Genomic DNA, 17,485 nt, shown 5'->3' with positions numbered 1-17,485 from the left:
ACGCACCCGGCAGGGCTACACCGAGGCGCTCACCCGTTCGGGTGGCGTCATGCCCGCCGCCGTACGGGCGATGTTGCGGGCCATCCCGCCGAACACGATCGAGTGGAACGGCCACACGCTCCACCAGTACGCGTGGCCCAGCAGCCCGCGCGGATGGAACAGCGCCCGCTGACGGTAGCGCGACCGGCCCCGGCCGTCGGGCTCCGCGTACATCTCGAGCCAGGCCAGCCCCGGCAGCCGCATCTCGGCGCGCAGCCGCAGCAGGCGGCCCGGCTCGATCTCCTCCACGCGCCAGAAGTCCAGCGAGTCACCCACGCGCAGCCGGTCGGTGTCCCGCCGCCCCCGTCGCAGCCCCACCCCTCCCACCAGCCGGTCGAGCCACCCGCGCACCGCCCAGGCCAGCGGGAACGAATACCAGCCGTGATCGCCGCCGATACCCTCGACGACCCGCCACAGCGCTTCGGGGGAGGCGTCGACGTCGAGCCCGCGCACATCCGAGTACAGGCTCCCGCCGGCCCAGTCGGGGTCGGTGGGCAGGGGGTCGCTGGGCACCCCGGGCACCGATGCAGAGGACCACCGGGTGGTGACCCGTGCCTCCCTGACCCGTTGCAGGGCCAGCCGCAGCGCCTTGTCGAGGCCGAACGGCTGCCCGGCGCCATCGGGGACGTACCGCGCGATGTCGTGTTCCCTGCACACCACCTCGTACCGCAAGGACTCGGCCAGCGGGCGGGCGATCGAGCGCGGCACGGGGGTGACCAGGCCGATCCAGTGGCTGGAGAGCCGCGGGGTCAGCATCGGCACGGGGAGGATCAGCCGGTGCGGCAGGGCGGCGACCTCCGCGTACCGCTGCATCATGTCGCGGTAGGTCACGATGTCGGGACCGCCGATGTCGAAGGTGCGGTTCACCGCCCGCTCCATCCCGACGCTGCCCACCAGATAGCGCAACACGTCCCGCACCGCGATCGGCTGGATCCGCGTCGACACCCAGCTCGGCGTCACCATGACGGGCAGCCGTTCCGTGAGGTAGCGCAACATTTCGAAGGATGCCGACCCGGACCCGATGATGACCGCGGCCCGCAGTGCGGTGGTCGGGACGCCGGAATCCAGCAGGATCCTGCCGACCTCGGCCCGCGAACGCAGATGCGGGGAAAGCTCCTGCTCGGGTACGTCGGAAGGCGTGAGGCCACCGAGGTAGACGATCCGGCCGACCCCTGCCGCGAGCGCCTGTTCACCGAAGACCGTGGCGGCCCTGCGGTCCGTCTCCTCGAAACCACCGCCGGCCGTCAGCGCGTGAACCAGGTAGTAGGCCACGTCGATGCCTCGCATCGCCGGGGCGAGCGACCGCGCGTCGGTCACGTCACCGCGGACGATCTCCACCTCGCCCGCCCACGGGTAGTCCCGCAGCTTCTCCGGGCTGCGGGCCAGGCAGCGCACCCGGTATCCCGCGGCAAGGAGTTCGGGGACCAGCCGCCCGCCGATGTAGCCGGTGGCGCCGGTGACCAGGCAGTGCGGAGGCTGATGCCCGGGGTCGCTCGTCATGGGATCTCCGCATCGGTTCGTCCTGCCGTGGCCGCCGGGCCTCCGGCGTGCCCGGCCGCTCCGACCAGTCTGGCCCGCGCCCGTCCGGGCCGCATGCGCCGGTACGGCCGGGCAGGTGTGGTGCGGCCGGTCGGGGGCACCTGTCGCCCATGAACGCAGAGGCGGGAAGAGGCACACGCAACGTGACACGGAGCAGGGCGCGGGGCCGTGCTCTGCTCCAGGTCACCATCCTGGTGACGGCCTTCGTGGCCATGGTCGGATTCTCCGTCGTGCTGGCGAAGGTGACGCTCACGCCGTCGCCCGCCTCACAGGATCTCGTCACGTCGAATCTCCGGCCGGGGCGCTCGCTCCGGCAGTACGCCGAGGACTACACCTTCCTCGCAGCATGCAAACAGGCCGGCGGTAATCTCATACTGGGCATGCCGTTCGGTGTTCTGCTGCCCGTGCTCGTGCCACGAAGGCTGCGCATGGTCCGCATGGTTCTGCTGACCGTCCTGGTCATCGTGGTGGTCGAACTGGTGCAGGGAGCGCTGGTCGCGGGGCGGGCCTTCGACATCGACGACGTCATTCTCAACACGACGGGTGCGCTGCTCGGCTATCTGCTGCTGGGACGGCGTCTGAGCCACCGCTACCACGTGCTCGCGGCCGAACCGGAGCGCGAGGCCGCCCCGCCCCGGCCGCGGCGGCCGAAGGCCGTCCGCCCCCGGACCACGAAGCGGAGCGGACGGGCGGTCACGGTCTGGACGAGGGTGCGGCGGGGAGTGCGGGCGCGTCTGCCTCGCGGACGTGTCAGCAAGGGATGACCCCGGAGCCGGACATGGCGGCGGGGCTCCTGGAACGGGTGCCGGCGGCAGGACCCCGGTCGGGGACTGCCGCCGGACGTGTGCCGGGCACTCGATCGGCCCGTGACCGATTGCGGTCCGTCCCGGACGGTCCCAGCGTGAGGTGACGCCACCGTGTTGCCGCAGGGCGTACGGATCACCCGCCGAAGGGGAGCGACATGGCCGACGCGCAGTGGAGTCCGGGGCGCCGTGCGGGGGACGCGGAGGAGTTCCTGCCGGTGCTGGACATCGTCGAGCCGGCCCGCCGGCGCAGGCTCACCGTCCTGTTCCGGCTCCTGCTGCTGATCCCGCACTTCGTCGCGCTGTTCTTGCTGGAGATCGCGGCCTTCTTCACCGTCGTGTTCGGCTGGTTCGCCGCACTCGTCCTGGGCCGGCTGCCCGAACCCGTCTTCCGCTTCCTCGCGGCTGTGCTTGCCTACCGGACGAGAGTCGCCGCAAGCGGCATGCTCCTCGTCGACAGCTATCCGCCGTTCACCCTCACCCAGCCGCCGGACCATCCCGTCCGGATCGAGGTCCGCCCGACGCGGCTCAACCGCCTGGCGGTCTTCTTCCGGCTGATCCTGGTGATTCCCGCCGCCGTCGTGCAGAGCCTCGCCACGTACGGCTGGTGGGCCCTGGCGGTCGTGTGGTGGCTGATCACACTGATCCTCGGACGCATGCCCCGGCCCCTCTTCGAGGCCACGGCGGCCACCCTCCGCTACGAGACCCGTGTGTCCGCGTATGTGTCGATGCTCAGCCCCGCCTACCCCAAGGGATTCTTCGGCGAAGACGCTCTCTCCGTACCGGCACAGCAGGGCCGCTCCGCGACCCGGCCCCTGGTCATGAGCACCGCGGGCAAGGCGCTGCTGGTCCTCTTCCTCGTACTCGGGCTCATCGGCAGCATCACGACGTCCGTGACCGGTTCGTCGTCCGACGACATCGACTACCACATGATGGCCTCAAGGACTCGTGCGAACCACCCGCCGACAGGCATGATCACCCGATGACATGGACAGCACCTGAAGCCATACGCACGGGCGGCTCACTCGTCGCCGAAGAGCGGGAGATGCTCACCGGATACCTCGCCTGGTTCCGCGCCACCCTCCTCCAGAAATGCGCCGGCCTGACCGGCGAGCAGCTTGCCGAGCGGACCACACCACCGTCGAACCTTTCGCTGCTCGGACTGCTGCGCCATATGGCCAAGGTCGAACGCACCTGGTTCCGGCAGCGGTTCGCCGGTCAGGACCTCGCACCGATGTACGACCCGCAGAAGGGCAAGGACGCGGACTTCGAGGACATCGATCCGGCTCTGGCCGCCGCCGACCACGCCCGGCTCGTCGAGGAGTGCCGACTGGCGGACGAGATCGTCGCCGACGCGTCCTTCGACGACACGTTCGTCCACAACGGCGAGATCTTCTCGCTGCGCCTCGTGCACGTCCACATGATCGGCGAGTACGCGCGCCACATCGGCCACGCCGATCTGCTGCGTGAGCGGCTGGACGGAGTCACCGGGGACTGAGGGGCCGCGAAGTGGCTGGACCGGTACGGCCGCGGCCGAGCCCGCGCGCCCTCAGACGTACCGATCCAGCCACTTCGCACGCCGAACCCTCCTCTGCCGTACGCCCGTTCGCCGCACCGCACTTGACGGCCCCGCCCCGTTCGGTATGGTCTAGTCCAAGTGCAGGGCCGGTGTCGGACGCCTCGTTTCTGGGTCATGTCCGACCACGCATTCCTGCCGTGCCCTTCGCACCTCTTGGCCCCACACCTGAGAGGCTGGACTGCCGCTTCCGGGCTCCCCACAGTTCGCCCGCGTGCAGCGATGCCTCATGTGAAGGAGAAGCATGCACGCGAAAAGGAAGACCGCCGCAGTCGTCGGAGCCTTACTCGCACCGGTGCTCGCCCTGAGTCTCCCGGCGAGTTCGGCAAGCGCCCACGGCTACATCTCGTCGCCGCCCAGCAGGCAGGCCCAGTGCGCTGCCGGAACGGTCAGCTGCGGCGAGATCAAGTACGAGCCCCAGAGCGTGGAAGGCCCCAAGGGGCTGACCAGTTGTAGCGGCGGCAACAGCAGGTTCGCCGAACTCGACGACAACTCCAAGGGCTGGAAGGTCACTCCGGTGAGCCGGAGCACCTCCTTCCAGTGGGTGCTGACCGCCCGCCATTCCACCAGCACCTGGCAGTACTTCGCCGGTGGTCAGAAGATCGCAGAGTTCAACGACAACGGCGCGCAGCCCGGCGCCACCGTCACCCACCAGGTGGACTTCGGCAGCCACACCGGGAAGCAGAAGGTGCTCGCGGTGTGGAACATCGCCGACACGGCCAACGCCTTCTACGCGTGCATCGACGTCGACGTCAGCTGAACACCTGCACCACCAGGCGTTCGTCACGCACACCGGCATGAGCCAGGAGCCCCCGCCCTGCGTAGGGTGGGGGCTCCGACGGCGTTGCCGGTACACGGCCCGCGACTCGACGTGGGGGACGGACGGAGGACGGCACCATGGCCGACCAGTGGGTCAGGCTGGAACTCGACCTGAGCGCGTTCGACGCGGACCGGTTCGAGCGGTACGTGACCAAGTGCCAGGACGAAGGCATCCGCCTGACGACGCTCGCCGAGCTCGGCGACACCCCGGAGCACCGGCGCGCGCTGTACGGACTCAACAAGGAGTGCTCGGCCGACATCCCGGAACGGGGCGAGTTCTTCTCGTTCGAGGAATTCTGCACGCGCAGGTTCGACGTTCCTTCCTACGATCCCCGGGGTGTCGTGATCGCGAGGGACGGCGACGACTGGATCGGCATGGCGGCCACCTCCAACCACGGGGACTTCCTCTTCAACGAGATGACCGGGGTGCGGGCGTCCTACCGGGGCCGGGGCATCTCCGTCGCCATGAAGACGTACGGAATGCGATTCGCCACGCTGTGCGGCGTGAGCAGGATCCGCACCTTCCATCATCCGGCGAACGACAGCGCCATCGGGATGAACCTGACCATGGGGTACGCCCGCACCGGATGAGCCGCGCCGGCCGCCCGGCGCGGCCGACACGTCGGCGGGACCGGGATTTTCCGGTGGCCGGTGACGTTGAAGCCATGATGATGAGGGTCCGCGGCCGATACGTTGCCGCGGACGGACGCCGACGACGGGACAACCGCCATGCCGCTTCAGGGAGAGTACGAGCCGAGCCCCACCCCTTGGGTGCGTGACCAGGTCGAGCAGTACGAGAGTTCGGGCGGGACGGAGGGGACGACCATGCGGGACATGCCGGTGATCGTCCTGACGACGCTGGGCGCCAAGAGCGGGAAGATCCGCAAGACGCCCTTGATGCGGGTCGAGCACAACGGATCGTACGCAGCGGTCGCGTCACTGGGCGGGGCTCCGAAGCACCCGGTCTGGTACCACAACCTCACCGCCGACCCGCGCGCCGAGCTGCAGGACGGTCCGGTGCGCCAGGACATGACCGCCCGTGAGGTGACGGGCGACGAGAAGGCGCTCTGGTGGGAGCGTGCCGTCGAGGCGTTTCCCGACTACGCCGACTACCAGGAGAAGACCGACCGGCAGATCCCGGTCCTCGTCCTGGAGCCCGTGGACGGCGGTCACTGACCAGCGCCGACCGGTGCCGACGGGCCCGACGCGACCCGGCAGGGGCGCGGCGGGCCCGTCGGACCGTGCGGAGCCGGCCGGGACATCACGGTCGTGGACCGGCCCTCGCACGCCGGTGCGGACATCGCGGCGGGATACTCTCCAGCACGGCTCCCGAGGCCTGGGGCCGAGCGGAAGGATGCACAACCAGATGACAGAGAACTCCGAGCTGGTCGCGTTCGTCCGGGCGCGCCTCGACGAGGAAGAAGCGGTCGCCCGCGCGGCCGGCGGCGAGGGCTGGCGGTGCCCGGCCGAGGTGCCCGGAGAGATCCACGACCGGACCGGCGCCATCGCGTTCACCCTGAGGACGCACGGGTACGACCACCACATCGCTCTGCAGGATCCCGCGCGCACCCTCCAGCGCATCGAGACCAGCCGGGTGCTCCTGGACGAGTACGCGGAGGTCGCCGCCCTCGACGTCGACCGGCCCGAGCGCGACTTCCCCTCGGGCCGGGCCTTCGGCCTGGGGTTCGTGGTCCGGCAGATGGCCGCGGAGCACGCGGGGCACCCCGGCTACCAGGTGAAGTGGCTGCCCCGGTTCACGCAGTAGGGCCCGTTGTTCCGACAGGGTTCCGCGTCGCTGCGGTACGGAGAGCCGAAGCCTCCCCCGGCCACCTGCTCGGACGGGCCGGTGGCCCCTCGGACCACGACGAGGGGCCACGGGCCGGCAGACGACCCGGGAAACCCGGGTGACGTGCGGGACCCGGAGAATCGGTTGACCGGGCGGTCAGAGAGGGTTCGTACCGCCTTCGCCCTTGGTGGACACCTGCTCGCTCCGCTCCTGGAGCCGCCGGGCCTTGTCCTCAAGACGCCGGCGCTCCCGCGGATCGGAGACACGCTCGGCCTCCTCCTTCATTTCCTGTGCCTTGGCGCGAATACGCTCCGCACGGCCGCCGGTTTCATCCGCAACACTCATGATCACTCCTGGGTCTCGTGGGAGCCGACCACACCAGCGAATCAGCGCGTTCCCACACCTGCATCTCGAACGCTCACCCGCAGCCACGGAATGCGGTGCGCGGACCGGTCGTGGAGACAGACGAGAGCCGGCGCACGAGCCTGCTCACATCACCGCGGATGAGGCCGAGCCGCCCGCCCAACTGTCCTGTATCCGGACGCGACCGGGAAGCGAAGCATGAGGAAGCCGGAGAAGCTCTGGGAAGCCCCCCCTGATTCCCGCGGCCGGAAGGCCGGCACCGGACCAGGCCCTCGCCGTTGAACTGCGGCGCAATCCACAGCATCCGTCTGTCCGGGGCATGCGTCCGCTGGGGCATCATGTCGTCGGTGATCACCATTCATCTGAAGTACGAGATCGACCCCGACCGCATCGAGGACTTCGAGGAGTACGGCCGGCGATGGGTCGCACTCGTCAACCGGTTCGGCGGTACCCACCACGGCTACTTCCTGCCCAGCGAGGGAGACAGCGACATCGCCTACGCACTCTTCTCCTTCCCCGGCTTCGCCGAGTACGAGCGCTACCGGACCGACAGCACCACCGACCCCGAGTGTCAGGCCGCATTCGAGCTGGCACGCCGCACGCGATGCATCCGACGGTACGAACGCCGCTTTCTGCGTCCTCTCGACACGACGGAGAAGTGAGGGCCTTGAAGGCTCGGGTGACAGCTGTGAGCAGAAAGGGACGTACTCGTTCAGCAGCCGAACCGGGTGGGAATCACACCGCTTGCCGGTTTCGGCGTCGAGAACGACGCCCACGCCGGGGCGGCCATCAAGTACCGGTTCCGCGTGACGTGCGAGCCGGAGCTGCTCAGTCTGCGCCGGTTGCATTTCATGCACGAGGAGGCAGGCCCGCACCAACCTCTTGAGCGTGTCCAGGGGTTGCGGGGAAGCGACAGCCTGCCTCCCCGCCGCCCCTGGCGGTGGTACGGGTGGGCGGTGGCTCCGTGAGGAATGAGGTTACTTGCCCAGCCTCCTGGCGACAGCCGCCCGTCGGGCGAACGTCTCGTCCTGGGACGCCGCCATCTCCCGCAGGGCCGTCCTCCGCTCTCGCTGCCCCAGCCGGTCCAGATAGAGCTGACCGCGAAGATGGTCGGTCTCGTGCTGAAGGCATCGCGCGAAATATCCCCGGCCCTCGATCACCAGCGGTGCGCCCTTCCTGTCCCTGCCCCGCACGACGGCACGGTCGAGGCGGGGCACCATTCGGTAGGGACCTGGAACGGACAGACAGCCCTCGGTCTCCTCGACCAGGCGGCGCTCCCCGGCCGGAACCTCCGCCAGGACCGGATTGGCGATGTGCCCCACATGACGGACTCCCCATTCGTCCGTCATGTCCCACACGAACAACTGCAGGTCCACGCCGACCTGGTTGGCCGCAAGCCCCGCGCCCTCCGCCACCTGGTTCGTGGCGAACATGTCGTCGATCAGCTGTGACAGTTCCCGCGTGCCGAACCGGGTGACCTCCAGGCACCGACGTCGCAGGATCTCCTCCCCGACCACGGTGATGCGGCGTACCGAGCCGCGTTCCGCCTCCGGCGCGATCCGCGGAAAGGACTCCACCGGTTCTCCCAGCACGCGCACCCGGCGGTCCCGCGCCGTGTTGTCGAACCGAACCGTCATACGACATCAACGCCTTCCATGCATCCTCCGACGGCCGAGACCGCAGTTCGCGACCGTCCTGCGAAGCGGTTTGACCAAATGCTTTGCAAAGTAGCACTCTTTGCAAAATGAGCGATGAGAACCGACAAGTTCCCTGCGTGGAACCACTTCTGCGTCGTAACCGGCGACAACTCCCCGACCATCCGCTGCGCGTTGCCCTCCTGGATCTGCTCGCCGAGGTCGGAACAGTCACGTCGACCGAGGCCGCGGCGCGCCTCGGCCACAGTTCCGGTCTGTGTTCGTTCCATCTGCGCCAGCTCGCCCGGCACGGCCTCATCGAGGAGGCGCCGCACAACGGAGGCCGGGCGCGGCCGTGGAGGCTTCGCTGGGAGCGTTCCGAGGAACCGGACGGACCGTACACGCGAGAGCCGGAGGAATTCGCCGCGCCGGCACGCGAAATGGAGGACGAGAGCTATCGGGACTGGCTGGACCACCGGGAGCAGGCGCCGGGGGAGTGGCAGCACGACGAGTCCTTCAGCGCCGTGGTCCACCTCACCCCTGTGGAGATGTCCGAGCTCGGCGTCTCGATCCGCCGCCTGCTGGCCGGCTACCGCGACCGGGACGAGAGGCCCGGGGCCCGGCCCGATGGGGCGGAGGCCGTGGCTGTGGTCGCCCGGCTCTTCCCGCTTCTCGGGTGAGTTGCCCGCAGGTCCGGGTGGCTGAAGCGGAGGGCGCCCGGCACCTACGCGTGCCGGGCCGGCACGGCCGAGGGATGCGGGGATCCGCCGCGGCGGCCATGGCCGGTGCGGTCGCATGCGCCGGGCCGGAACCGCTCGTGCACTTCACGGGCGGAGCGGCGGACGGCTTCTGCCGGCTCGGCGTCCCGGACGCGCGGTGTCGCGCCGTGCCGGCTGCCGGTGGACTGCTCGCGGAACCCGTTGTCAGTGGCGTGGTGAAGAATCGCCGCATCGGCTCGTCGGAGAAGTGGGGATTCATCATGTCGATCGCGAACCAGCAGGTGAAGGCGTACAGGTTTCTGCAGGGGCTCTACGCGGACGAGTACTTCCCGGATCACGTCGTGGACAAGGGCAGAAAGGTCCTCCTGGACCTGTGCGAGCGGATCGAGACCGCGCGGCCTTCGGATCTGACGGCGCTGTACGCGCTCACCGAGGTGGCCACGGAGGAGTTCAACGAACTGGAGGCTGAGTTCGAAGCGGCGGGAAGCGAGATCGAGACCGTCGCGCGCGAGGAGATAGCGGAGGACTTCTGGTTCGTGGCCAAGACCTATGGGTTCGAGGACGCGGACGTGGAAGAGCTCATCGCGGCCCGTGAGTGGTGAGCTCCGGTCCGGTGGACTCCGGCCGGTCCGGTGAACTGCGTTGCGCTGGACGGCCGGTGATCTCCGGGCCGAGGGGTGGGGCCCTGCGCGCCCGGTCTACGCCTGCTCCGCAGGGGCGCGGCCTGCCGCCGTGTCGATGACCTCGTCCAGGACTTCGCGGGAGCGGAGCAGATCGTTGATCATGCGGTCGATCCGTTCCCGCTCGGTGGTGAGCTCGGCGACGAGTGCCGGGGTGGCGCGCAGCGACGGGCCGCCGTCCTCGTCGCGCATGCACGGCAGAATCCGTGCGATCTTCGAGCTGTGGAGGCCGGCCGCGTAGAGCTCCTGGATTCGGATGACGCGGTCGACAGCCCGCTCGGGGTAGTCACGATGACCGCCCGGTGTCCGGTCGGCCGCCAGCAGCCCCTGTTCTTCGTAGTAGCGCAGCGAACGCTCGCCGACACCGGTGCGCGCCGCCAGTTCACCGATCCGCATGCGCACTCCATGACTTGAACCTCACATCAATGTCAGGTTCTACGGTACCGGCATGACGCGAACCCAGCAGGCACCCACCGTATCCCGTCTCTTCGAATCCACTCGCCTCGGTGGACTCACACTCGCCAGCCGCCTGGTCATGGCGCCGCTCACACGCAACCGGGCAGGCGCCGACGGCGTCCCGGGCGAACTGATGGCCGTCCACTACGCCCAACGAGCCTCGGCCGGGCTGATCATCGCCGAGGCCACGACACCGAATGCCGTCGGGCAGACCTACCCCCACATCCCGGGCATCCACAGTCCTGCCCAGATCGCCGGATGGCGCCGGGTCACCGAAGCGGTGGGCGCGGCATCCGGCCGGAGCCCGATGTTCCTGCAACTGCAGCACGGCGGCAGGGTGGGGCACCCCGACACCAGCGGCCATACCCCGCTCGCACCGTCGGTCGTGCGCTTCCCCGAGGCCCTGCCGACTCCGAGCGGGCTCCAGGAAGCCGTCGCACCCCGTGAGATGTCGTCGAGGGATATCAGGGCTACCGTCGCCGACTTCGCCGCAGCCGCCCGAAACGCGGTCGCCGCAGGGTTCGCCGGGGTGGAGGTGCATTCCGCCAACGGCCATCTGCTGCACCAGTTCCTGGCCGGGAACACCAACCGCCGGACCGACGAGTGGGGCGGCCCGGCAGCGGACCGGACCCGCTTCACCGTCGAAGTGGTCCGGGCGGTGGCGGAGGCGATCGGCCCGGAGCGGGTCGGCGTACGCATCTCGCCCGGAGCAGATGTCAACAGTGTGGAAGAGGGGGACACCGAGGAGATCTACGCGGCGCTTCTGCCCGCACTCACCCGCATCGCCCCGGTCTATCTGCATCTGGTCCGGGCCGATCCGGACCTGCCCCTCTTCTCGGCGATCCGCGAGGCCTGGCCCGGCACGCTGATCGCCAACCCGGCGCTGACACGCGAGGAGGCTGCGGCCGATGGCGGCATGAGGCGAGGGGAACGACTCCTGGCCGAGGGCGCCGATCTGATCGCGCTCGGACGGGGCTTTCTCGCCAACCCCGACCTCGTGGAGCGACTGCGGACAGGAGCGCCCCTCAACGAGATCCGCCCGGAATTCCTGATGCACGTACACGGGGAGGAGGGATACAACGACTATCCCCTGCTCGGACGCGCGGAACGGATCGGCGACATTCGTCCTTCGGAGGTCAGCCACGGGCCGGTTCCGAGAACCTCTGCCGCGGGGGCCGGGGCGTCGCAACGTCCTTGACCACCAGTGCCCGCACGGCCGACGGGCGGCCCTTGCGTCCCGCACGGGATCAGGAACGCGCACGGGAACGGAAACAGGAACGCGAACGGAAGGAAACGTGAGCGGGAGCGGCGGCCCTGACCACCGCAGTCATGCTGTTCCGGGCGGACCGGCCGGTGCGCCGATCGTGAGGCCGGCCGAGGCACACGGCAGGCCGCGGGTTGAACGTACCGGCTTCCTCCGGCCGATGGCCCGGGGCAGCACGACGCGCAACTCGCGCTCACACGGCACCTCGTGGTGGCGCCCCGTCCGCGCGTCGCGGCCGGCTCAGCGGGTCAGGTATCAGCGGGTCAGGTTGCGCAGGAAGCGCGCCGCGACCGGGCCCGCGTCGGCGCCGCCGGACCCGCCGTCCTCCAGGAGCACTGCCCATGCGAGGTCGGAGTCGCCCTGGTAGCCGATCATCCAGGCGTGCGTGCGAGGCGGCTTCCCGTTTCCGAACTCGGCCGTTCCGGTCTTCGCGTGGGGGCTGCCGGGCAGCCCCCGCAACGCGTGGGCGGAACCCGAGGTCACCGTCGCGCGCATCAGTTCGCGGAGCTGACCGGCCACCTCGGCCCCGAGCTCCGCCGGCGCGGTGAACTTCTTCTTCACCGCGTCCGGCACCAGCACCGGCTGGCTGAACGTGCCGTTCTTCACGGTGGCCGCGATCGACGCCATGACCAGGGGAGACGCCTGGACACGTGCCTGGCCGATGGTCGCGGCGGCCTTGTCGTTGTCGCTCGTGGTGGCAGGGACGCTGCCGTCGTACGTGGTGGCGCCGACGTCCCAGACACCCCCGATTCCGAATGCCTGGGCCGCATCCCGCAGATCGGTGCCGGAGAGCCGGCTGCGGGCGTTGACGAAGTAGGTGTTGCAGGACTGGGCGAAGACATCGGTGAAGGTCGAGCCGGCAGGGAGGGAGAACTGGTTCTGGTTCTCGAAGCGCTGGCCGTCGACGTGCGCGAACTTGGGACAGGCCGCGGCATCCGTGGGCCGGGTACCGGCTTTCAGCAGAGCCGCCGCGGTGACGACCTTGAAGGTGGAACCGGGCGGGTAGCGCCCTTCGAGAGCGCGATTGAGGCCACCGGGCCGGTTGACGGCGGCGAGGATGTGGCCATTGCGCGGGTCGATGGCGACGATGGCCGCGTTGTTCCTGACGTCGGCCACGGCATCGGCCGCCGCCGTCTGTATCCGTGGGTCGATCGTGGTACGTACCGGACGGCCCGCGGCGGGCGCGGCCGGACCGAGGTTCTTGACCGCGCGCCCGCTCAGCCGCTCCGCGACGACGAGGGACTTGCCGGACTTCCTGCCACCGGAGAGCACCTTGTCGTACCGGGCTTCGAGCCCCGATGAGCCCTTGCCGCTGACCGGGTCGACGATGCCCACGAGTGACGCGGCCTCAAGCGGCCGGCCCCGGCTGTCGAGCACCTTGGCCCGGGTGTCGTCCGTCTTGAGCGCGAGCGTCTGCCCCGGGCTCAGTTCCGGATGGATCATCGGCGAGGTGAATTCGACCTTCCATGTGCCGGACGTGCGGTTCACCTCCGCCCGGGAGCGCCACGTGACCTTGCCCGCGCCAGGAACCTCCATGGCTACGGAGAAGGGAAAAAGTACCTTCCCGTCGGCCTCCTTCCGGCCGTCGCCGCTCACCAGGGTCGTCCTGGAAGGCTTGAGGTTGGTCAGTACCGAGGTGAGGAGCGACGCGGCGTTGTCGGGTGTGTCGGTATGGCGCGCGGCCCCTTTCGCGTCGTGCTCCCCCCACGCCGCGAGGAAGGCGGTCAAGGGTTTCCGGGCGGCTGTCACCTGCGGATCGTCCTCCTCCGCGTCGCCGCCCAGGAGGCCGGAGGCGAGGTACCCGCCTCCGGCCAGCAGGAGCAGGGCCGCGAAGATGCCGAGCAGCCGCCCTCCGCGGCGTCGCGGCCCGTGTCCCGGGGGAGTGTTCCGGCTGCCGGCACGCGTCAAGGTGCTCTCCGTTCTGGGTCCGGCCCGATCGGCCTGCCGGAGACGGCCTCCGGCGTCCAAGGGGGCGCGGCCGTGCGGGCAGGGTGTCTCCGGCCCTGCCGAAGCCCCCACGGGCAACCCCCGCCGGGAGTCAAACCCGCTGCCCGACCGCATGTCGAATACGCTTTCGGCATCGAGGAGATTCATAAGTCATATCACTGCATGTCAGGGGGCACATTGCTGACCGAACGGCATCTGGAAATCTTTGTCGCGCTGGCGGAGGAGGAACACTTCGGCACGGCTGCCCAGCGGGTGGGCATCACCCAGCCACCGCTGTCACAAGGCCTGCGCAGGCTGGAGGGCCTGCTCGGGGTCCGCCTGTTCGACCGGGAGCGAGGAGTGTTCCTCACTGAAGAGGGGGCGCTGCTGCTTCCGCACGCCCGCCGGGCTCTGGCGGCGCTCGCGGAACTCAGGGAGACCGGTGCCCGCGAACACGCGGACGGCCGCCGGCTGCGGCTCGGGCTGACCCCGGAGGTGCCGGCGTCGCTCGCGGCCGAGGTGGCAGCCGCGCCGGTCCGGGCGGGCGAGCGGACCAGGACCGGCATGGTGACGGCGTCGACGGCCACGCTGCTCGGCGACGTCGAGGCCGGGCGCCTCGACGTGGCGGTCATCCGGCACCCGTCGGTGCTGCACGGTCTGGCCGCAGGCCGCGTGATCCTTCTGCCGACCTGGGTACTTGTCCCGGCCGGCCTCCGACAGGCCGGTGAGGCACTGCCCTTGGGGCTTCCCGTGGCCGTGCGCCCGCGCGCCGAGGCCCCGGCGGCACATGACCTGTTCATTGACGCCCTGGCCGGCCGCGGCCGCCGGGTGGAGACCGTGGTGGTCGCCGATGAGCGCGCCGGCCTCGCCATGGTCGCGTCGGGTCAGGCAGTGCTGGTCACGGCGGACGACGCGCTGACAGCCTCCGGAGTCGTGCGCCGCGCGACGACGGAGCCCCCGCTGCCCCTGCGGCTTCGGGTGGCGTGGAACCCGCGACGTCCGGGAGCGAAGGAGACGGCGAAGACGGCGCAACTGCTGGAGGACGCACTGGCCGGGAAGGAGGCGGCGCTGTGAAGGCGATGCGGCGCGGCACCGGTGTCGAGCGCACCATCCGGGGCATGTTCGACGACGCGGGTGTCCGCGGCTGGCTCCACGTGGCGGAACTGCACCGCCCTTCGGCCCTGGTGGTCATCGACCCCGACGAACAACTGCCGATGGGCTCGGTCTACAAGGTGCCGCTCATGGCCGCTTTCTGCCGGCTCGCGGACTCGGGGCTGATCGATCCGTGCCGTCGGCTGACCCTGGAACCAGCAGACCGCGTTCCCGGCCCGACCGGCGTTTCCCTCCTCCAGGATCCTGTCACGATGTCACTGCGCGACCTGGTGACACAGATGATGAGCATCTCCGACAACACCGCGGCCGCCGCTGTGCTCCGGGCGGTCGGCGCGGACACCGTCGACGCCGTGTGCCGGGACCTGGACATGCCCGACACCCGCATCCACGGGGGAGTCGTCAGCACGTTGCGCCGGCTCGTCGCCGAAACGGGTGCCCGGTCGCTGGACGCGGCGATGGCGCGGGTGAGTGACAACGACGTCGTTGTGCCGGTGGATGTGTACGACCCCGCGTTCCAGGCGTCCAGCACGGCGTCGGACATGGCCCGGCTTCTGCGCGCGATCTGGACCGGCCGGGCCGCCTCCGAAGAGCGCTGCGCCTATATGCGTGAGGTCATGCGCAGTCAGCCGTGGACGCACCGGCTCGCCTCGGGGTTCCCCTACGACGACGTCACCGTCTACGGGAAGACCGGCACCTTCGGCGTGATGCGTCATGAGGCAGGTGTTGTCGAACTCGCCGACGGAAGCATCTATACGGCGGTGGTGTTCACCCAAGCCGCCCGGGCCGACAGCAAGTTGCCCCGCGCCGACGCGGTGATCGGGGCGGCGGCGCGGGCCGCTGTGGAGGAACTGCGGGGATCTCTGGACACCTGAGCGGCCGCCTTGTCGCGGGTACGTCTACGCGGTGTGGGCCCAGGCGCTGTCGCCGGTTTGCCGTGGGCGCGGCGCAACGCGGCCCCGCGCGCGGTCAGGCGGAGAGCCGGCTGGGGTGGGAGGCGCGGCGGGCGGCTGCGAGCAGCGCGTGGATCCGGGGGCCGGCGTGGTCCATCTCGGTCATGGGCGTGGCGAACGGCAGCCGTACGTCGCGCCGTGTCCGCTGGTACTCCAGGCGCAGGGTGATGCCGTACCGGTCCAGTGCGACGGGCAGGGCGCGCAGCATGCGCTTGTCCGGCCTGGGACGGACGAGGCGCAGCAGCAGCGGCACCAGTTCCGCGTGACTGTCCATCAGATGGGTCAGCATGTCCGCCTCATGCGTGCTGACCGGATCGGGTGTCGCGGCCTGCAGCGCGGACAGTGGGACATATGTGCGGCCGCCGTCGTCGTCGAGAACCGCCTGGCCGAACTCCATGCAGACGCTGCCCGTGGCTTCGGCGTCGTAGTGGGTGGCCAGCAGGCCTGTCAGCGTGACGCGGGCGCGCAGCCGGTCGCGTACGGGTGTGGGCGCGATGTCCGTGAACTCCAGCCGGACCGGGACGGGGGCGGCCGGATGCGCGGAGCCTGTCCCGGACGGCTCGTGGAGGTGGATGTGGCCCATGGCGCCCGTCCCGTCGAGGCGGTGGACCTCGACGGGGTGGAGACCGTCACTCACCACCGTCATCGAGTGCGCTGCGACGAGGATCGACCGCATGCGTTCGGCGGGAGTCGGCTGCGTGCTGCTGGCGCTGAAAGGGCGCATCCAAGGTCTCCTGAAGGGCAGATGACGAGATCCGTTACTTAGGCATGCCTAACCTAACCTATTGGTCGGGGTGGTGGTCCGGGGGTGAGGCCTGTGACCGGGTGTCGCCCGCCCGAATCGCCCGCGGGCGGGACTCGCGCGCCGGGTGCCTCGAAGTCCCGCTGCCGCAAAGGGCTTCCGGTGGAGCGGTCATGGGTGGGGGGCGCCGGAGGCGGGGGTGCCCGGTGCCGTTCTGTTCGAGGGGGCGCTCGGCGAGGGTCGTCCGTCCGTCGTCAGGCCGACGGGGTCCAGGCTGCGACCAGGTCGAGGAGGCCCGGTCGGTCTCATCGGCCCACTCCTCGTCTCCGGCGTGGTCTCCGACCGGTTGGGCCGCAAGCCGGTACTGCCGCCCGCCCTGGTGCTCGCCCTGCTCGCGTGCCTGATCTTCGCGACCGCCGCGGGCGTGCCCGCACTGATCGTGGCCCGGCTGTTCACCGGTGTCGCTGCTGGCGCCGTGGTCTCGGCCGGTATGGCCGCGGTGACTGACGTGGCCGGTCCCTAACGCAAGCGGGTGGCCGCCCTGCTCGCCTCGTGCGCGATGGTCTTCGGCGCCGGTCTCGGTCCGTTGCCGGCCGGGGTGATCTCGGAGACCCTGCCCGCGCCGACCGTCACCGTCTTCGCCGTTGAGGCTTCGCTGCTCGTCACGGCGGTCCTCGCCGTGCTGCGCATGCCGGTCCGGCGCCCCGCACCGCCCACGAACGGGGCCTGGGTGCGCCTGCCCGCCGTGCCGAGGGGCAGCGGCCGGCAACTCGTCCAGGGCATCGCCGTGTTCGCGCCCGGACTCGCCGCCACCTCGTTCGTGCTTTCACTCGGCCCCTCCCTCTTCTCGGGGCTGTTCGGCTCGACCAGCCGGATCGTGATCGGCGGGATGGCGTTCGCCATGTTCCTCACCGCCACCGGAGTGCAGTTCGCCGTCCGGCAGTTGCGTCGGCGCACCGTCCTCACGGCCGGCGCGGGCACCACCACGATCAGCATGTTCACGCTGATCATCGCGGTGCACTGTGTGCCGCGGCGTACCGGACCGGCCGTATGCCCACCACGTACCGGACCGCCAT

19 protein-coding genes and 1 pseudogene are annotated in these 17,485 nt (G+C 70.2%); 14 read left to right on the top strand and 6 right to left on the bottom strand.

All coding sequences use genetic code 11. From position 1 onward, the window contains the following. Positions 1-15: 15 nt before the first annotated feature. Positions 16-1,539: an SDR family oxidoreductase gene (locus tag ACZ4LX_RS06250; protein WP_467639057.1), complete on the bottom strand. Its 1,524-nt coding sequence runs from the start codon at positions 1,537-1,539 to the stop codon at positions 16-18. Between the two features lie 149 nt (positions 1,540-1,688). On the opposite strand from ACZ4LX_RS06250, the gene ACZ4LX_RS06245 reads away from it, so the two are divergent. The 7 genes from ACZ4LX_RS06245 to ACZ4LX_RS06215 all read left to right on the top strand — a co-directional run bounded on the left by ACZ4LX_RS06245 (position 1,689) and on the right by ACZ4LX_RS06215 (position 6,541). After that, positions 1,689-2,342, top strand: coding sequence for a VanZ family protein (locus tag ACZ4LX_RS06245; RefSeq protein ID WP_467639060.1), 654 nt, complete (start codon positions 1,689-1,691; stop codon positions 2,340-2,342). Positions 2,343-2,539: 197 nt separating this feature from the next. Continuing rightward, positions 2,540-3,367, top strand: a complete 828-nt coding sequence (locus tag ACZ4LX_RS06240) for a DUF4389 domain-containing protein (RefSeq protein WP_467639063.1) — start codon at positions 2,540-2,542, stop codon at positions 3,365-3,367. Beyond that, positions 3,364-3,879, top strand: a complete 516-nt coding sequence (locus tag ACZ4LX_RS06235; protein ID WP_467639066.1) for a DinB family protein — start codon at positions 3,364-3,366, stop codon at positions 3,877-3,879. Before ACZ4LX_RS06240 ends, ACZ4LX_RS06235 begins: the two co-directional genes overlap by 4 nt. A gap of 322 nt (positions 3,880-4,201) precedes the next feature. After that, positions 4,202-4,717, top strand: a complete 516-nt coding sequence (locus tag ACZ4LX_RS06230) for a lytic polysaccharide monooxygenase auxiliary activity family 9 protein (RefSeq protein ID WP_467639068.1) — start codon at positions 4,202-4,204, stop codon at positions 4,715-4,717. A 137-nt stretch (positions 4,718-4,854) separates the two neighbouring features. Next, positions 4,855-5,367, top strand: coding sequence for a GNAT family N-acetyltransferase (locus ACZ4LX_RS06225; protein ID WP_467639071.1), 513 nt, complete (start codon positions 4,855-4,857; stop codon positions 5,365-5,367). 138 nt (positions 5,368-5,505) lie between these two features. Continuing rightward, a complete protein-coding gene (locus tag ACZ4LX_RS06220) occupies positions 5,506-5,952 on the top strand; it encodes a nitroreductase family deazaflavin-dependent oxidoreductase (RefSeq protein WP_467639074.1) in 447 nt (148 codons plus the stop codon). A 190-nt stretch (positions 5,953-6,142) separates the two neighbouring features. Next, complete coding sequence (locus ACZ4LX_RS06215; protein ID WP_467639077.1) at positions 6,143-6,541, top strand: DUF6221 family protein; 399 nt, start codon at positions 6,143-6,145, stop codon at positions 6,539-6,541. 177 nt (positions 6,542-6,718) lie between these two features. On the opposite strand, the gene ACZ4LX_RS06210 is transcribed toward ACZ4LX_RS06215, so the two are convergent. Next, entirely contained in the window at positions 6,719-6,907 is a 189-nt protein-coding gene (locus ACZ4LX_RS06210) for a DUF6381 family protein (protein WP_467639080.1), read from the bottom strand. 365 nt (positions 6,908-7,272) lie between these two features. Here ACZ4LX_RS06210 and ACZ4LX_RS06205 point away from each other — a divergent pair, with 365 nt between their 5' ends. Continuing rightward, complete coding sequence (locus ACZ4LX_RS06205; RefSeq protein ID WP_467639083.1) at positions 7,273-7,587, top strand: NIPSNAP family protein; 315 nt, start codon at positions 7,273-7,275, stop codon at positions 7,585-7,587. A gap of 315 nt (positions 7,588-7,902) precedes the next feature. Here the strand turns inward: ACZ4LX_RS06205 and def are convergent, their stop codons facing one another. Continuing rightward, a complete protein-coding gene (gene def, locus ACZ4LX_RS06200; RefSeq protein ID WP_467639086.1) occupies positions 7,903-8,562 on the bottom strand; it encodes a peptide deformylase in 660 nt (219 codons plus the stop codon). A gap of 107 nt (positions 8,563-8,669) precedes the next feature. Here def and ACZ4LX_RS06195 point away from each other — a divergent pair, with 107 nt between their 5' ends. Both ACZ4LX_RS06195 and ACZ4LX_RS06190 read left to right on the top strand, forming a co-directional pair. Then, entirely contained in the window at positions 8,670-9,239 is a 570-nt protein-coding gene (locus ACZ4LX_RS06195; RefSeq protein WP_467639089.1) for an ArsR/SmtB family transcription factor, read from the top strand. A 299-nt stretch (positions 9,240-9,538) separates the two neighbouring features. After that, positions 9,539-9,880 carry a DUF5713 family protein gene (locus tag ACZ4LX_RS06190; protein ID WP_467639261.1) on the top strand — a complete coding sequence of 114 codons (342 nt, stop codon included), beginning with the start codon at positions 9,539-9,541 and terminating at the stop codon, positions 9,878-9,880. 96 nt (positions 9,881-9,976) lie between these two features. Here ACZ4LX_RS06190 and ACZ4LX_RS06185 read toward each other — a convergent pair whose 3' ends face one another. Continuing rightward, entirely contained in the window at positions 9,977-10,354 is a 378-nt protein-coding gene (locus ACZ4LX_RS06185; RefSeq protein WP_467639092.1) for a MerR family transcriptional regulator, read from the bottom strand. Between the two features lie 52 nt (positions 10,355-10,406). Between ACZ4LX_RS06185 and ACZ4LX_RS06180 the strand changes: the two genes are divergently transcribed. Continuing rightward, positions 10,407-11,612 carry an alkene reductase gene (locus ACZ4LX_RS06180; protein WP_467639096.1) on the top strand — a complete coding sequence of 402 codons (1,206 nt, stop codon included), beginning with the start codon at positions 10,407-10,409 and terminating at the stop codon, positions 11,610-11,612. Between the two features lie 321 nt (positions 11,613-11,933). On the opposite strand, the gene ACZ4LX_RS06175 is transcribed toward ACZ4LX_RS06180, so the two are convergent. Continuing rightward, positions 11,934-13,586: a penicillin-binding transpeptidase domain-containing protein gene (locus tag ACZ4LX_RS06175; protein WP_467639098.1), complete on the bottom strand. Its 1,653-nt coding sequence runs from the start codon at positions 13,584-13,586 to the stop codon at positions 11,934-11,936. Between the two features lie 201 nt (positions 13,587-13,787). On the opposite strand from ACZ4LX_RS06175, the gene ACZ4LX_RS06170 reads away from it, so the two are divergent. Together ACZ4LX_RS06170 and ACZ4LX_RS06165 are read left to right on the top strand one after the other, a co-directional pair. Then, positions 13,788-14,678 carry a LysR family transcriptional regulator gene (locus ACZ4LX_RS06170; RefSeq protein WP_467639101.1) on the top strand — a complete coding sequence of 297 codons (891 nt, stop codon included), beginning with the start codon at positions 13,788-13,790 and terminating at the stop codon, positions 14,676-14,678. A gap of 5 nt (positions 14,679-14,683) precedes the next feature. Then, a complete protein-coding gene (locus ACZ4LX_RS06165; protein ID WP_467639263.1) occupies positions 14,684-15,589 on the top strand; it encodes a serine hydrolase in 906 nt (301 codons plus the stop codon). Positions 15,590-15,683: 94 nt separating this feature from the next. On the opposite strand, the gene ACZ4LX_RS06160 is transcribed toward ACZ4LX_RS06165, so the two are convergent. Continuing rightward, the gene (locus ACZ4LX_RS06160; RefSeq protein ID WP_467639104.1) at positions 15,684-16,391 is read right to left on the bottom strand and encodes a DUF2470 domain-containing protein; all 708 of its coding nucleotides are present in this window, start codon (positions 16,389-16,391) and stop codon (positions 15,684-15,686) included. 316 nt (positions 16,392-16,707) lie between these two features. Here ACZ4LX_RS06160 and ACZ4LX_RS06155 point away from each other — a divergent pair. Further along, a pseudogene (locus ACZ4LX_RS06155) lies at positions 16,708-17,430 on the top strand (MFS transporter); the annotation flags it as partial. Positions 17,431-17,485 lie beyond the last annotated feature (55 nt).

The sequence above is a fragment of the Streptomyces sp. NPDC026062 genome (assembly GCF_055568375.1).
Note: the sequence above shows the minus strand (reverse complement) of the source record. Positions and strands in the feature narration are given on the sequence as shown.

What these genes read in the sequence shown, in the direction of transcription:
- ACZ4LX_RS06195 (WP_467639089.1), top strand. Translation starts at nt 8,670, where the DNA reads ATGAGCGATGAGAACCGACAAGTTCCCTGCGTGGAACCACTTCTGCGT.
- ACZ4LX_RS06235 (WP_467639066.1), top strand. Translation starts at nt 3,364, where the DNA reads ATGACATGGACAGCACCTGAAGCCATACGCACGGGCGGCTCACTCGTC.
- ACZ4LX_RS06215 (WP_467639077.1), top strand. Translation starts at nt 6,143, where the DNA reads ATGACAGAGAACTCCGAGCTGGTCGCGTTCGTCCGGGCGCGCCTCGAC.
- def (WP_467639086.1), bottom strand. Translation starts at nt 8,562, where the DNA reads ATGACGGTTCGGTTCGACAACACGGCGCGGGACCGCCGGGTGCGCGTG.
- ACZ4LX_RS06230 (WP_467639068.1), top strand. Translation starts at nt 4,202, where the DNA reads ATGCACGCGAAAAGGAAGACCGCCGCAGTCGTCGGAGCCTTACTCGCA.
- ACZ4LX_RS06190 (WP_467639261.1), top strand. Translation starts at nt 9,539, where the DNA reads ATGTCGATCGCGAACCAGCAGGTGAAGGCGTACAGGTTTCTGCAGGGG.
- ACZ4LX_RS06180 (WP_467639096.1), top strand. Translation starts at nt 10,407, where the DNA reads ATGACGCGAACCCAGCAGGCACCCACCGTATCCCGTCTCTTCGAATCC.
- ACZ4LX_RS06250 (WP_467639057.1), bottom strand. Translation starts at nt 1,539, where the DNA reads ATGACGAGCGACCCCGGGCATCAGCCTCCGCACTGCCTGGTCACCGGC.
- ACZ4LX_RS06210 (WP_467639080.1), bottom strand. Translation starts at nt 6,907, where the DNA reads ATGAGTGTTGCGGATGAAACCGGCGGCCGTGCGGAGCGTATTCGCGCC.
- ACZ4LX_RS06165 (WP_467639263.1), top strand. Translation starts at nt 14,684, where the DNA reads ATGCGGCGCGGCACCGGTGTCGAGCGCACCATCCGGGGCATGTTCGAC.
- ACZ4LX_RS06160 (WP_467639104.1), bottom strand. Translation starts at nt 16,391, where the DNA reads ATGCGCCCTTTCAGCGCCAGCAGCACGCAGCCGACTCCCGCCGAACGC.
- ACZ4LX_RS06225 (WP_467639071.1), top strand. Translation starts at nt 4,855, where the DNA reads ATGGCCGACCAGTGGGTCAGGCTGGAACTCGACCTGAGCGCGTTCGAC.
- ACZ4LX_RS06245 (WP_467639060.1), top strand. Translation starts at nt 1,689, where the DNA reads ATGAACGCAGAGGCGGGAAGAGGCACACGCAACGTGACACGGAGCAGG.
- ACZ4LX_RS06240 (WP_467639063.1), top strand. Translation starts at nt 2,540, where the DNA reads ATGGCCGACGCGCAGTGGAGTCCGGGGCGCCGTGCGGGGGACGCGGAG.
- ACZ4LX_RS06170 (WP_467639101.1), top strand. Translation starts at nt 13,788, where the DNA reads ATGTCAGGGGGCACATTGCTGACCGAACGGCATCTGGAAATCTTTGTC.
- ACZ4LX_RS06185 (WP_467639092.1), bottom strand. Translation starts at nt 10,354, where the DNA reads ATGCGGATCGGTGAACTGGCGGCGCGCACCGGTGTCGGCGAGCGTTCG.
- ACZ4LX_RS06220 (WP_467639074.1), top strand. Translation starts at nt 5,506, where the DNA reads ATGCCGCTTCAGGGAGAGTACGAGCCGAGCCCCACCCCTTGGGTGCGT.